The following is a 13,839-nucleotide window of genomic DNA, read 5'->3' as shown; positions in this document are numbered from 1 at the left end:
TCACACCCACTTCGACACCTCATTTTTAGTAGAAATTACTGCTCTTACTTAAATGAAACATTTCTTACATTCTCGGTCTGCTCCGGCTGAGGGATATTGTTTCTATTTTTATACTTGGTTTCATAGTTTACAAACATTGAAACATTCACTAGAATCCCCATTGCAATGGCTAATAGGAGAAGTGAAGAACCCCCATAGCTTACAAACGGCAACGTAACCCCTGTCAAAGGAATAACACCAGCTACCCCACCTAAATTAACAAAAGTTTGAATGCCAATCATACTAGAGATACCGATCGCAAGTAAACTACCAAATGGATCCTTGCACTTCATTCCAATATATAACCCTCTTAACACGATGTACAATAATCCTAAAAGGACAAGAGCGACACCTAATAACCCGAGCTCCTCTGAAATAATAGCCATAATAAAATCTGTATGTGGTTCAGGTAAAAAACCAAGCTTTTGAATGCTTTCTCCTAGCCCTAAGCCACTTACTCCACCATTGCTGATCGCAATGAATGAATTTTGCATTTGCCACGTATCTCCTAATCCGTCAGCTGAAAACGGATCACGAAACGTATCAATCCTCCCCATTCGATTCTCAGAAAAGATTTTATCTTTAAAAAGCAATACAATGACACCCATTGAAAGCAGTCCGATGGACGACAGCTTTACGATGTTTTTAAAGTTCATTCCTGATGAGAATATAATGGAACTTGAAATGGCGAAAATAATTGCTGCTGTTCCATAATCGGGCTGTACAGCAATAAGTCCACAAACTAAAATGACATAAAATATTGGTGGAATTACGCCTTTATTAAACTCATTTATGTAACTTTGCTTTTTGGCGTATACAGCAGCTAAATAAATGATGACGGCTAACTTCACAAATTCTGCTGGTTGAATGTTTCGTATTCCAAGAGAAATCCAGCTTAATGCATTATTCCCTACAAACCCAAACAGAAAAACAGCAAATAAACCTAAAATCGATAACAGAACCATTGGAATTAAAAATTTGTTGCTCTTCAGCGCTTTATAAGGAAATAAAGCAACGATAATAAACGCAATTCCTGCAATTACCAAGTTAACCTTTTGCCTAGTATAGAAATAGTCACTCGGCCAATCAAACTTGCCATACACTTGGACTGCCCATACCATGCTTGCGCTATAAATCATGACTAAGCCGAACATACATAGCAGGACCATGACAATAATTAAAGAATAATCATAGGATTTAACAATTTTTTTAAACATCCATTCTCTTCCCTCATCTTCTAAGTTGTATTACTTATTCTACTATAGCAATGATATTCCTGCATCTGAGAAGAGAAAAGATAAGTATTCGGTCGTATTTTTTGCTGACTACATGAACAAAATCCTATCATTATTTTTAAATGTCTTTACTGTTTACACAGTAGCTACTACTCATAAATGTATCATATAAAAGATAATTTAGCTATATATAAGTTATACTTATTTATCAAACGTGTTATACTATTTAGTTATTTTTAGATTAATATGTCTTTAAAATTCAAATAAAAAAGATACTTATCACTAAGTATCTTTCATCAGTATGATGACTCGTTTGTCCATCATTTATAAAGTATGGTTTTTATTTCTTTACAGAAGCTTCATGTAGGATAGAAAGCTCTCTTTCTAGTTTATCAATGATTGATTTTCCTTCCAGCTCTTCAATTAATCCTAGACGGACTGCAAAATCGATTTCACGTGATAATCCGAACATCTGTGTATCCAACACTTCTTCATATAAGGGACATTGCGGCATCGTCAAATTGTCCATTTGAACTTGAATAAGCTTCAAAATTTTCTCTGCATCAGCTTTCAAAAGCTCATGCGCTTTTTCTTTATGATCAACAATTACATTTGAAGTCATCATTAAATCCCTCCGTTTCCGAGCGATTGTCCTATCTATAAATTTTATACTCAACCTTCAAAAAATGCAAGTTTTATCAAGAAATCTCATGAAATATGATGTGATTTTTCATACTTTCTCATATGTTTCGATTAATCTCTATATGACATTCACTACAATCAACGTTATAATTGAATGGACGTTTTGTTCACTTTAGGAGGATTCATAGATGGAAAATATCATTCAATTACACGGGAACGTAAAATATACGATCACTTTAGATCCTGGTGTTTGGATTTTTGATGACCGCCGCATCGATTTAACAACATACTTTGAAGAAGAGCATAAAGATTTAGATGGATTAGAGGAATATACGAAAGCCGTATCCAAACATTGGGATCGAGAAATAATGGAAGGCGCTGTTTTCCCGCCAACTTTAAAATCAGAGAAAAAATTTGAAAAGGAAAAAGTATTAACAGGTACTTTTGCCGTTCCTTTTTCACCATTCTTAGCAAATGCTGAAGCTCTATCTAATGCAACAGCAGTCTTGATTGAGAGCACTAGTGATGAAATTGAAATACCGTTGCATATAGCAAAAGATCTTATTTTAGGCTTTTCTCAAAAAGGGAAGCCATTACATGATGATGGCCCTGTCTATGTATACTACGGAGACGGCTCAAATCGAGATCATCCAATAAAAAATGTCAAAGGCTTTAAAGTCATCTAATTTTTTCACCCTGCACCACCAACTATGTTGGAGGTGCAGTTTTTATTCTATAGTAAATCAGCTGCCAATTGAGCAAGACCAGACCTCTCACCTTTAATGAACTTTATATGTCCGGAAATTACCTGTTCTTTAAAACGCTCAACCACATAGGTTAGCCCGTTATTATATGTGTCTAAGTACGGATGGTCTATCTGTTCAGGATCTCCCATCAACACAATTTTACTTCCTTCCCCTACGCGCGTAAGAATTGTTTTCACCTCGTGCTTTGTTAAATTTTGCGCTTCATCTATGATGATAAATTGATCAGGAATGCTTCTACCTCGAATATATGTTAGTGCCTCAACCTCAATGGATCCCATCCCAGCTAATATAGCATCTAATTCCCCAGGTTTTTTAACATTGAATAAGTACTCAAGATTGTCAAAGATCGGTTGCATCCAAGGTCTGAGTTTCTCTTCTTTTTCACCAGGCAAGAAGCCTAAGTCCTTTCCAACTGGAACAATTGGTCTTGCAACTAATAGCTTCTTATAAGACCCATAATCTTCTGTCTGCAATAGTCCAGCTGCCAGAGCCAGTAAGGTTTTCCCTGTACCTGCTTTTCCAATTAATGTGACCAGTTGAATATCTTTTTTCAGCAACAGCTCAAACGCAATTGTTTGCTGTACATTTCTCGGTTTTATTCCCCATATATGGTCATAATCAAAAATGAGCTTCCTAATCTTTTTTCCCGATGGATCAACCATTCCTATTGCAGATGCAGATGAACCTAGTGCATCTTTCATGATTAAAAATTGATTCGAATAAAACGGATGATTTGCTAAATCTGATAAAAGAAGCTCCCCCTTCTCATAAAACTTTTTCATCTGTTCAAGCGGAATGTAGATCTCCATAAAACCAGTATAAATATCATCATTTTCTATAACGCGATCACTTAAGAAATCTTCACTTTTCAAATCAATTGCGTCCGCTTTTACACGCACAAGCGCGTCCTTACTTACTAAAATAACCGTTTTCCCATTCTCTTTTGTTTCTTCTTCTAGTGACAAATTCTTCGCTACAGCTAATATACGATTATCATTTGTTTTCTCCACAAAAATCTCTTGTAGATCATGAAAAGAGCGATGATTCAATTCGATCCTTAAACTCCCACCATTCTCTAATGGAATCCTCTCATGTAGCTTCCCTTTTTCGCGCATGCTATCAATTAACCTTGAAACTTGGCGCGCATTTCTTCCGATTTCATCCATGTATCTTTTTTTTGAATCTACTTCTTCTAACACAACTGCAGGAATTACAACTTCATGTTGGTCGAATGAATAGATTGAAAATGGGTCCTGCAACAGGACATTTGTATCCAAAACGTATATTTTTCCCAATCCGATGCCTCCTACTACTAACTAATTGATGATTTCTTATACGACTGTACGATTCTTCATACTTTAGCACGCTTTCTTCCTCTATAGGGACAAATCGAACTTTGGTAAAATATATGATTTCTCGAATAAAGATAGAAGAAGTTTTGCACAATAATCGTAAACGTTATTAAACACCATTGTACTTACTGGAGGAAAACGATGAAAAAAACTCTATTATTTATTGGAATGATTGGTCTGCTGTTTGCTTGCAATAACAACAATCAAGAAGCGAGAAATGAAAAAAATCAACAAAACCTGAATCCTACTCAAGTTCAAAATCGTCAAGTGGATGATACCGATCGTGTTACAGGGCAACAAGTGGCAGCGCATTTGACCGATTTAGCAACGAGTGTGGATGATGTTAATGATGCTACTGCAATCGTTTTAGGTAGCTATGCTATTGTTGGAATCGATGTAAATGAGGATATAGAAAGATCTGAAGTTGGGTCGATTAAATATGCAGTAGCAGAAAGTTTAGTCCATGATCCACATGGAGCACGAGCATTGATTGTTGCTGATCCCGATACAAATGCACGATTAAGAGAAATTTCTGAAGACATTAGAAACGGGCAACCAATCCAAGGGATTATGAATGAATTATCAGATATCACAGGTCGTTTAATGCCAGAATTACCAACAGAGATTACTGTTCCAAACAGCAATCAAAAGAACTCCACAGAAAAACAAAAACAGAAGCTTCAAGACAAAGAAAGAATGCAACTAGAAAAAAAGCAGCAGGAAGGTTCCAACCATCATAAAAATTAAAAACAAATCTAAGATTAAAAATTAAAGCCTAATGCATTATGCATTAGGCTTTTTTCATCACATTCATCACTAGATTATCTAATTTTTTTGCAGCATCTTCATCATATGTTTTATCATACTTCGGTGTTATCGTTAATTTTGAACCGTAAAACATAACATCAATCACTTCCCATATCGTGAGACGAAATATGGACAAGGATAAAGGCAAACTAGGCACCTCATTCAATATAATCTCTGCTCTTCCGGAAATTGAGTATGCAGATTCATTCGCTAGCAAGTGAATCACAACTTTGTCATTTGATTGAATGTTATTGACAATTCGTGAGCGGCTCTCTACTGCAAATAAAATGGTAGAATCATCTTTTGCATACACCCACGATAGTGCACTAACATTCGGGCCTCCACTTTCATAATCTACAGTTGCTAATGATGTAAAGCACTCTTGTTGTAGCGTTTCATAAAGCGGCTGGGTTAATTTTTTTTCAATGCGATTGACCAAATGTCTCCCCTCCTTTATTGTATCTTACTGTGAAATATGGCTTCATTCAACACAGAATAATTCAGTTTTTTCAAAAGGTGTTCGAATATATATTGTGAATGTACTATAATAAACATACATTGAACAAACAAAAGGGGCAATTAGATGAGAGTAAAGTGCGTAATTTGTGATAAAATTGAATCCATTCATGACGATACACTTCAAGCAAAAAAGCTTAGAAACAGACCCATACATACGTATATGTGTAAACAATGCGAGGAGCGTATCACAGAAAAAACAAATGCTCGTATAGCTACAGGAAAGTTCAATCTTTATAAAAGCACCGAAAATCAAGATGACTGGTAAGAGAATATTTGTATGCACTAATAAAGCATCGAGGGAATCCTCGATGCTTTATTAATTAGTTGGGTAATTGACATACTTCTCAGGAGCTTCATTGATTTGATCTATCATAATATTGATTAACTCTTTTGGAAAGCGCTGTTTCTGCTCTATACCCTCTTTTTCAAACGAAACATAGTACATCTCTTCATCTGAAGTCACTTGAATCTTTTTCAATTGGTGCTCATCAATCAGCATGCTATAAAACATAGCTTCCGTATCTGCTGCAGCTGTATCGTCTGGTCTAGCATCAACGACTACTTTTATCGTTAACCAATTATAAATCGCATCCTGTAAAGATTTCAAATCACTCACTCCTCAATACTTGCTTCTTTTTGCTTCTTTCTCTCGGAGTATAATCTAAATCGATAGATCCCTAAAAACAATGCCATAATGATTAGAACTTCAGCAATTGGTGCACCAAGCTCAGCTAAAATCGTTAATACAAAGCTTCCAATGAATAAAAGTATATAAATAACAATCGATTTTAAAACAGGTAATTTCTTTGCAAATCCAAGCTTAAAAACAATGATCGATAAAACAGTGATTGTTAAATATAAATAAAGGATGCCCATCTCAGGGTTTTCATTTATATTATACAGTTCGAAAAAGATTGAATTATTACTAGGCATTGGTTATGCCTCCTTTAGTTCATTTCAGCGTACTTCTTCTTCTTCGCGACTTTTTCACGCTCATTTTTTTCTAAGATTTTTTTACGAAGTCTGATTGATTCTGGAGTTACCTCACAAAGCTCATCATCATTTAAGTATTCTAAAGCTTCTTCTAACGACATGATACGTGGCTTTTTCATTGTTGTCGTTTGGTCCTTATTTGCTGAACGGATATTTGTTGCATGCTTAACCTTTGTGATATTAACAGTTAAATCATTATCACGATTATGTTCGCCAACAATCATTCCTTCATAAATATCTATACCAGGCTCAACAAAGATGACTCCACGATCTTCTACTTGCATAATACCATAAGTTGAAGACTTACCACTTTCCATTGACACTAGAACTCCTTGACGACGTCCTCCTACTTGACCTTTCATTAAGGGCTGGTAGCTGTCAAATGTATGGTTAATGATTCCGTATCCACGTGTTAAAGTTAAAAACTCAGTTGTGTATCCAATTAAACCACGTGCAGGTACATGGAAAATCAAACGAACTTGACCATTTCCATTATTAATCATATCAAGCATTTCACCTTTACGGGCACCAATTGATTCCATGATCGCTCCTGTGTGCTCTTCTGGAACGTCAATTTGCACACGCTCAACTGGCTCACATAAAACGCCATCCACTTCACGAATGATAACTTCGGGCTTCGACACTTGTAATTCGTATCCTTCTCGGCGCATATTCTCAATTAAGATTGATAAATGTAGCTCACCTCGACCAGAAACGATCCAAGCATCAGGAGAATCTGTATTATCTACACGAAGACTAACGTCTGTTTGTAATTGAGCACGTAATCTTTCCTCAATTTTACGTGAAGTAATATATTTTCCTTCTTTTCCTGCGAATGGGCTATTATTAACTGAAAAAGTCATTTGTAATGTTGGTTCGTCAATTCGTAGCACAGGCAATGCTTCTTGATGCTCGACCGGACATACTGTTTCACCAACATTAATGTCTTCCATACCAGAAACAGCAATTAAGTCTCCAGCCTTTGCTTCTTGAATTTCTTGTCTTTTCAAGCCAAAGAAGCCAAAGATTTTTGAAACACGGAATTGCTTTACTGTACCATCAAGCTTCATTAACGCAACCTGCTGACCTACTGACATTGTACCACGGAACACTCTTCCAATCCCAATTCTTCCAACATAATCATTATAATCCAGCAATGCTACTTGGAATTGAAGATTCTCTTCTGCGTTATCAATTGGTGCTGGAATATTATCAACAATCATTTCATAAAGTGCTTGCATGTTTTCATCTTGCTGTGATGGATCTGTACTTGCAGTACCATTAATAGCTGATGCGTACACAACAGGGAAATCTAACTGATCTTCGTTTGCATCAAGCTCGATGAATAAATCAATGACTTCGTCAACAACTTCTTCTGGACGGGCAAAGTCACGATCAATTTTATTTACAACAACAATCGGTGTTAAGTTTTGCTCTAACGCCTTTTTTAATACAAAACGAGTTTGTGGCATACAACCTTCATATGCGTCAACAACGAGCAATACCCCATCAACCATTTTCATGATACGTTCTACTTCACCACCAAAATCGGCGTGTCCAGGTGTATCCAAAATATTGATTCGCGTATCTTTATATTGAATCGCAGTGTTTTTTGCTAAGATTGTAATTCCACGTTCTCTTTCGATATCATTAGAGTCCATTGCACGTTCTTCAACATGCTCATTTGAACGGAATGTACCAGATTGTTTTAATAATTGGTCAACCAATGTCGTTTTTCCGTGGTCAACGTGAGCTATTATCGCAATGTTGCGAATGTCATTTCTAAGTTTCAAGAAAACTCCTCCTAAGTTGATCTATCTTAAAAAGTCATTAATTATATTTTTCATTACATAACTGAAACATTATACCATAACTATAGTAGAAAAAAGAAAGTTTTTTGTGTAAAATATAAGAGAATGTTTGATATCATCGAGGGATAGGGAGTTTTTAATATGAAAGGAATTCATTGGCCGATGCTTGGACTTGCCGTTTTAGCTGCTGCTAGTATGGGCGGGATTGGCATTGCAATAGCCGAAAGAAACACTTTTGGAACGGTTTTAAGTATTGTGATTTTCATTGCGGTGATGGGCTTTGGTTTTACAACGAAGCGTAAACTGCGTGAAAAAGGCGTTCTATAAGAAGTTTCGTGCTTACATTTAATTAAGATCAGTTACATAATGAAGGGATTGAGTTTTAAGACTCAATCCCTTCATTATGTTAGAGCTTCCCATTTAAATAGGATGACATAATTTCGTTGTGTAACCCTTTATTTGAAATAATAACTGAATCACTCTTTAAAATCGTCAATGGCTCACCCTTTAAATTAGTTACTTTACCATCAAGTTCTTCTATGATCACCTTTCCTGCTGCATAATCCCATGGTGCAAGTCTTAACGTTAAGTAAGCTCCGATTCGACCTGTTGCTACATAGGCCATTTCAATAGCAGCTGACCCATATGAACGTGTTCCTCTTGCTTCTTTCACGATTGGAACGAAGATATTGTGATCTATTCGGCGATTTTCAATCACCCATGTTGCATTCATACCTATAATCGATTCCTTTAATGGTGTAGATGGCAGTTTAGGCAGTTTCTGATCGTTTAAAAAAGCTCCCTTGCCTTTTAATGCATGATAAAGCTCATCATGAACGACATCATAAATTAGACCAATGATTCCCTTGCCATCTTCATAAATCCCTATAGAGATGGCAAAATTGCGTTGTTGATGAACAAAATTCATCGTTCCGTCAATTGGATCAATGACCCAGATGACTCCATCCGTTTCCTCCAGCTGATCTCCAAAACCTTCTTCACCAATGATTCGATGATTGGGAAATGTTTCTTTAATCCTCGAAACAAAAAATTGTTCCGTCGCTTTATCCATATTTGTGACTAAATCATTTGCATTAGATTTTGATTGAATTTGTAGTGTTGTTAAGAACGAATGTTTAATTGGTTCTGCTGCTTCTTTGATCCACTGTTTTGCTAATTGATCTACCTTTGTCCAATCTGTCATATGTCATCCTCCGAACTCCATCTATTAAGTAAAGCTTATCGAAAAAAATGCAAGGATTCAAGCAAACACAATTGAGCTCATCTTATTTTGGGAAAATCAAACTAAAAAACAAAAACGAACTCCTTTTTATGAGCTTGGAGTTCGTTTATCCTTGTATTAAACTGAATGTCTCACTATTCCACGAGTTTAAAGGAAAGATAAGTTCTTATGAATATAAGGTATTAAGCTTTTAATTTAAGAAGTTCCTGTCTTATTCTTTCTAACTTCGATTTCGTTTTCGTTTTCAGTTCCTCATTCTCTTCAATCATCGCATCATACAAAGTGGATAATTCATAATCTAATTCCAATCGTAGCACGGCTCTTCTTTCCATTTCATTCGTCTTCTTCTTATGGTTATTTACAAGTTGCTTCATGAGACAGTACACCCCTTCCGAAATATAAATTAAATTTTCTGACAATTACTCTTTTCATTATCATATGAGGCTATGATAAAAGGTGGAACAAATATATGCTCTAGCCTAACAATCAAAAATACTACATTGATTCACGTTTATTCCTTCCTATGCTACAATATGTGACAGAGATTTGAAGGAGGAATGCATAATGTCGACATCTTTTTTTACAAATAGTGACTTTGACGTTTTTACAATTGATGGCTTAGATGAACGAATGGAAGCATTAAAAACTACGATTCGTCCAAAACTAGAAATTCTCGGTGAAGATTTCAAAGCATTTTTAACATTTGAAACTGGTCATGAAATGCATGCTCATGTAGCAAAGCATGCTAGAAGAACGAAAAATCCACCGAAAGATACATGGGTTGCTTTTGCCAATAATGCTAGAGGTTACAAGATGCTTCCGCATTTTCAAATTGGGTTATGGGAAACACATGTGTTCGTTTGGTTTGCATTAATTTATGAAGCTCCAAATAAGAAAGAATATGGTGCTAAGTTAGAAAAACAATCAAGCAACCTATACGATCAAACTCCTGCCGAATACGTATGGTCTGGTGACCACACCAAGCCTGATGTTTATGTTCAAAAGGATTTATCAAAGGATGAGCTAAAGGACTTGTTTGTTCGGCTTCAAACGGTTAAAAAAGCAGAAATCCTTTGTGGCATCCAAATTCCTCGTGAACAAGCAACCGCGTTAAGTAAACAAGAGTTATATAAGAAAATTGAAGATGCGTTTAAACAATTATTACCCTTATATAAGCAGGCATAAACGAAAAAGTAACAGTCGGCCCCGATGTACCAATAAGAAGGGCAAGTTTAGACAAAGAAAAAGTTGCTCAGATTTATCTCTGAACAACTTTTTTCATAAGCATTTGTTCTCGTCATTTTCTTATTCTAATTCGATCGCCATCATTTGATTCTTTCACAGCCTTTACGGTTTTGAAGGGAGAGTAACCACTGCTTTCTTCGAATTCATTGCATAAATTTCTTTCATTTGCCTTCCCCGGAACAATTTCTTTAAATCGTCTATAGGAAGAAAGCAATTCTGCACGATCAATGCCTCTCTCATATGCCTTCTCGACATTTTGAAAAAACTGAATAACATCAACAATCTCATCTGTTGACCATGTATGATCCATTGGATATTGATATTCCATAATAAAACAGCTCCTTTCATCATGCTAGATTCTACTAGAAGTTCATATAACGATGCAATCCTATTATGTCCATTGTCTTCGAATTTTTTCTCCGTCAGTGATCATCTTCTCAAATAGCTCTTGTACAGATGGAATATCATGGATCATCCCCATTACTTGGCCTGCCCATGCAAATCCAGCCTCCTCCATTCCATCATGAATGTATTTCTGATTCGCCTCACCACTTATAAAATCCTTTAATCTATCAAAGCCACCGTTTTGCTGTTCAATCTCCAGTATTCGATCTGTCCAACTATTACATATAACTCTTGCAGGGGCACCAATTGATCGCTTAATTACTGCGGTATCTGTTTCGCTGCCTTCAACAAGCCTCTGTTTATAGAGATCACTTGCATGGACGCATTCCTTCGTCGCAACAAATCTAGTTCCCATCTCAATCCCTTCTGCACCTAATGCAAGTGCTGCCATTAAACCACGACCATCACCTATCCCTCCCGAGGCGATGACTGGAATTGAAACAGCATCAACTACTTGAGGAACAAGAACAAACGTTCCAACGTCATCCCTCCCTAAATGACCACCACCTTCTTGGCCAACAACCATGACTGCATCCGCACCTAATTGCTCCGCCTTAATTGCTTGACGTTTTGAAGCAACAAGTACTAACTTCTTAATTGGAGTATCTTTTAAGCGCTCAAAAATTGGAACAGGGTTGCCACCAGTCATTGAAATGACAGGAACTTCTTCTTCAATCGCAACATCCAAAAACTCAATAAACGGACGCCCGTGTTGTCCAATTGCAAAATTTACGCCAAATGGCTGATTCGTCATTTTCCTTACCTTCTGTATTTCATTACGCAAATGGTCAGGTGTTGGCAAAGACATAGCAGTTACTTGGCCAAGACCTCCTGCATTACATACTGCTGCTGCTAGATCGGCGTAGGCTAAATGAGCTAAGCCGCCTTGAATGATTGGCAACCGTATCGATAATAACTCTGTAACTCGTGTTTTCCACATCATAAACCACCTCTTTCATCTTTCATCATTATTTTCGTGATTATACGCATGATTCCCTTTGAATAATCAATTCTTTTGATATATACCTTTAACTAATATTTCACTCCCATGAATTCACTTCATTAAAAAGTACTAATGTTCTATGCAAGGGGAGTGATAAATGCTATAATTCATTTGTTTTAAAAGAAAAGTGCAGTGCGTATTCTGATAAACTGCAAATTTAATGATAACTAAAGAGGTGTGGTACTAAATTGTCACAAACTGAAACACCGTTATTCAGTGGTTTACTGGCACATGCCAAAAAAAATCCAACTCAATTTCATATACCTGGTCATAAAAAAGGAAATGGAATGGATCCAACTTTTAGAGAGTTTATAGGTGAGAATGCATTATCTATTGATTTAATTAACATTGGACCGCTAGATGACTTACATCACCCAAAAGGTATTATCAAACAAGCACAAGATTTAGCTGCAGAAGCTTTTGGGGCTGATAAAACATTCTTTTCTGTTCAAGGTACAAGCGGAGCCATTATGACAATGGTCATGGCTGTATGTGGACCAGGAGATAAGATCTTAATTCCGAGGAATATTCATAAATCAGTTATGTCTGCAATTATTTTTTCTGGAGCTACACCGATCTTTATCCATCCAGAAGTTGACAAGAATTTAGGGATTTCACATGGAATTACTACAAACGCATTAAAGAATGCCCTTACTCAACACCCCGATGCTAAAGGTGTTCTTGTCATAAATCCAACTTACTTTGGAGTCTCAGCAAATTTACAAGATATTGTTGAACTTGCACATTCTTATGACATTCCTGTCCTCGTTGATGAGGCACACGGAGTGCATATTCATTTTCATGAGGACCTTCCTTTATCAGCAATGCAGGCTGGTGCTGACTTAGCTGCTACTAGCGTTCATAAGTTAGGTGGTTCAATGACGCAAAGTTCTGTCTTAAACTTAAAAGGTAATCGCGTCTCAGCTAAAAGAGTGCAGGCAATCATTAGTATGTTAACAACTACCTCCACTTCTTATTTATTATTAGCATCACTTGATGTAGCTCGTAAAAGACTTGCATCAGAAGGCAGAGAAATGATTGAGCAAACAATTGCACTGGCCAATTGGACGCGTAATGAAATTAATAACATTGATAAGCTCTATTGTGTTGGCGAAGAAATTATTGATGATAATGCAGCATTTGATTTCGATCCGACAAAGCTCATTGTCTCCATTAAAGATTTAAATATGAATGGCTTTGATGCAGAATCATGGCTGAGAGAGAGATACAATATCGAAGTTGAAATGTCAGACTTATATAATATTCTTTGCATTGTAACACCCGGAGATACGATGACAGAAACGGAATACCTTGTACGAGCACTAAAACAAATGGCAGAGGAATTCTCAGATACAGAAAAAAGTGAACATGTAGAGGTAATCTTGCCTAATATTCCTGTATTGGCTTTGACTCCAAGAGATGCTTTTTATGCTGAAACTGAACTTGTCCCATTTGATGAATCTGAAGGGCGCATCATTGCTGAGTTCATCATGGTCTATCCCCCAGGAATACCAATCTTTATTCCTGGCGAAATTATCGCCAAAGACAACTTAACATATATAAAGAAAAATATGGAGGCTGGCCTCCCTGTACAAGGGCCCGAAGATTACGACTTCAAGTATCTAAGAGTAATTAAAGAACACCGTGCGATAAAGTAAAAAGCACATGACTTCAAAAACATAAGAAATCCAGGAGAAAAACTAAAGTGTACCCTATAGAGTAGACACATAAAAAAAGTCTACCTATAGGGTACTTTTTTGTATAATGACAAATAGACA

At 36.4% G+C, this 13,839-nt stretch carries 17 protein-coding genes; 6 read left to right on the top strand and 11 right to left on the bottom strand.

What is annotated here, in order from left to right; all coding sequences use genetic code 11:
* Positions 1–44: 44 nt before the first annotated feature.
* Together AC6F34_RS08465 and AC6F34_RS08460 are read right to left on the bottom strand one after the other, a co-directional pair.
* Positions 45–1,256 carry an FtsW/RodA/SpoVE family cell cycle protein gene (locus tag AC6F34_RS08465; protein WP_500771018.1) on the bottom strand — a complete coding sequence of 404 codons (1,212 nt, stop codon included), beginning with the start codon at positions 1,254–1,256 and terminating at the stop codon, positions 45–47.
* Between the two features lie 358 nt (positions 1,257–1,614).
* Positions 1,615–1,896 (bottom strand): Fpa/YlaN family protein, encoded by a 282-nt coding sequence (locus tag AC6F34_RS08460; RefSeq protein ID WP_500771730.1) that lies wholly within the window; start codon positions 1,894–1,896, stop codon positions 1,615–1,617.
* Between the two features lie 208 nt (positions 1,897–2,104).
* Here AC6F34_RS08460 and AC6F34_RS08455 point away from each other — a divergent pair, with 208 nt between their 5' ends.
* Positions 2,105–2,602 (top strand): peptidyl-prolyl cis-trans isomerase, encoded by a 498-nt coding sequence (locus AC6F34_RS08455; RefSeq protein ID WP_500771016.1) that lies wholly within the window; start codon positions 2,105–2,107, stop codon positions 2,600–2,602.
* Between the two features lie 47 nt (positions 2,603–2,649).
* Here the strand turns inward: AC6F34_RS08455 and AC6F34_RS08450 are convergent, their stop codons facing one another.
* Positions 2,650–3,978: a PhoH family protein gene (locus AC6F34_RS08450; protein WP_500771014.1), complete on the bottom strand. Its 1,329-nt coding sequence runs from the start codon at positions 3,976–3,978 to the stop codon at positions 2,650–2,652.
* Positions 3,979–4,176: 198 nt separating this feature from the next.
* Here AC6F34_RS08450 and AC6F34_RS08445 point away from each other — a divergent pair, with 198 nt between their 5' ends.
* Positions 4,177–4,782, top strand: a complete 606-nt coding sequence (locus tag AC6F34_RS08445; RefSeq protein WP_500771012.1) for a YhcN/YlaJ family sporulation lipoprotein — start codon at positions 4,177–4,179, stop codon at positions 4,780–4,782.
* A gap of 43 nt (positions 4,783–4,825) precedes the next feature.
* Here AC6F34_RS08445 and AC6F34_RS08440 read toward each other — a convergent pair whose 3' ends face one another.
* Entirely contained in the window at positions 4,826–5,281 is a 456-nt protein-coding gene (locus tag AC6F34_RS08440; protein WP_500771010.1) for a pyridoxamine 5'-phosphate oxidase family protein, read from the bottom strand.
* Between the two features lie 144 nt (positions 5,282–5,425).
* On the opposite strand from AC6F34_RS08440, the gene AC6F34_RS08435 reads away from it, so the two are divergent.
* Positions 5,426–5,626 (top strand): YlaI family protein, encoded by a 201-nt coding sequence (locus tag AC6F34_RS08435; RefSeq protein ID WP_500771008.1) that lies wholly within the window; start codon positions 5,426–5,428, stop codon positions 5,624–5,626.
* A gap of 51 nt (positions 5,627–5,677) precedes the next feature.
* Here AC6F34_RS08435 and AC6F34_RS08430 read toward each other — a convergent pair whose 3' ends face one another.
* From AC6F34_RS08430 to typA, 3 genes are read right to left on the bottom strand one after another with little or no spacing between them, the layout of a single operon-like run.
* Positions 5,678–5,968, bottom strand: a complete 291-nt coding sequence (locus AC6F34_RS08430) for a hypothetical protein (RefSeq protein WP_500771006.1) — start codon at positions 5,966–5,968, stop codon at positions 5,678–5,680.
* Between the two features lie 5 nt (positions 5,969–5,973).
* Entirely contained in the window at positions 5,974–6,294 is a 321-nt protein-coding gene (locus AC6F34_RS08425) for a YlaH-like family protein (RefSeq protein WP_500771004.1), read from the bottom strand.
* A gap of 14 nt (positions 6,295–6,308) precedes the next feature.
* Complete coding sequence (typA, locus tag AC6F34_RS08420; protein ID WP_500771002.1) at positions 6,309–8,147, bottom strand: translational GTPase TypA; 1,839 nt, start codon at positions 8,145–8,147, stop codon at positions 6,309–6,311.
* A gap of 159 nt (positions 8,148–8,306) precedes the next feature.
* Between typA and AC6F34_RS08415 the strand changes: the two genes are divergently transcribed.
* Positions 8,307–8,492 (top strand): YlaF family protein, encoded by a 186-nt coding sequence (locus tag AC6F34_RS08415; RefSeq protein WP_500771000.1) that lies wholly within the window; start codon positions 8,307–8,309, stop codon positions 8,490–8,492.
* A gap of 79 nt (positions 8,493–8,571) precedes the next feature.
* Here AC6F34_RS08415 and AC6F34_RS08410 read toward each other — a convergent pair whose 3' ends face one another.
* Complete coding sequence (locus AC6F34_RS08410; RefSeq protein ID WP_500770998.1) at positions 8,572–9,369, bottom strand: inositol monophosphatase family protein; 798 nt, start codon at positions 9,367–9,369, stop codon at positions 8,572–8,574.
* Positions 9,370–9,590: 221 nt separating this feature from the next.
* Positions 9,591–9,782: a YkzI domain-containing protein gene (locus tag AC6F34_RS08405; RefSeq protein WP_500770996.1), complete on the bottom strand. Its 192-nt coding sequence runs from the start codon at positions 9,780–9,782 to the stop codon at positions 9,591–9,593.
* A 190-nt stretch (positions 9,783–9,972) separates the two neighbouring features.
* Here AC6F34_RS08405 and AC6F34_RS08400 point away from each other — a divergent pair, with 190 nt between their 5' ends.
* Positions 9,973–10,593 carry a YktB family protein gene (locus tag AC6F34_RS08400; RefSeq protein WP_500770994.1) on the top strand — a complete coding sequence of 207 codons (621 nt, stop codon included), beginning with the start codon at positions 9,973–9,975 and terminating at the stop codon, positions 10,591–10,593.
* 112 nt (positions 10,594–10,705) lie between these two features.
* Here AC6F34_RS08400 and AC6F34_RS08395 read toward each other — a convergent pair whose 3' ends face one another.
* Positions 10,706–10,981 carry a UPF0223 family protein gene (locus tag AC6F34_RS08395; RefSeq protein ID WP_500770992.1) on the bottom strand — a complete coding sequence of 92 codons (276 nt, stop codon included), beginning with the start codon at positions 10,979–10,981 and terminating at the stop codon, positions 10,706–10,708.
* Positions 10,982–11,044: 63 nt separating this feature from the next.
* Positions 11,045–12,001: an NAD(P)H-dependent flavin oxidoreductase gene (locus AC6F34_RS08390; RefSeq protein WP_500770990.1), complete on the bottom strand. Its 957-nt coding sequence runs from the start codon at positions 11,999–12,001 to the stop codon at positions 11,045–11,047.
* A 248-nt stretch (positions 12,002–12,249) separates the two neighbouring features.
* Between AC6F34_RS08390 and AC6F34_RS08385 the strand changes: the two genes are divergently transcribed.
* Positions 12,250–13,719 (top strand): aminotransferase class I/II-fold pyridoxal phosphate-dependent enzyme, encoded by a 1,470-nt coding sequence (locus tag AC6F34_RS08385; protein WP_500770988.1) that lies wholly within the window; start codon positions 12,250–12,252, stop codon positions 13,717–13,719.
* Positions 13,720–13,839: the final 120 nt, after the last annotated feature.

It is taken from the genome of Niallia sp. CD-39 (assembly GCF_059874745.1).
This window is presented reverse-complemented; position numbering and strand designations above follow the sequence as displayed.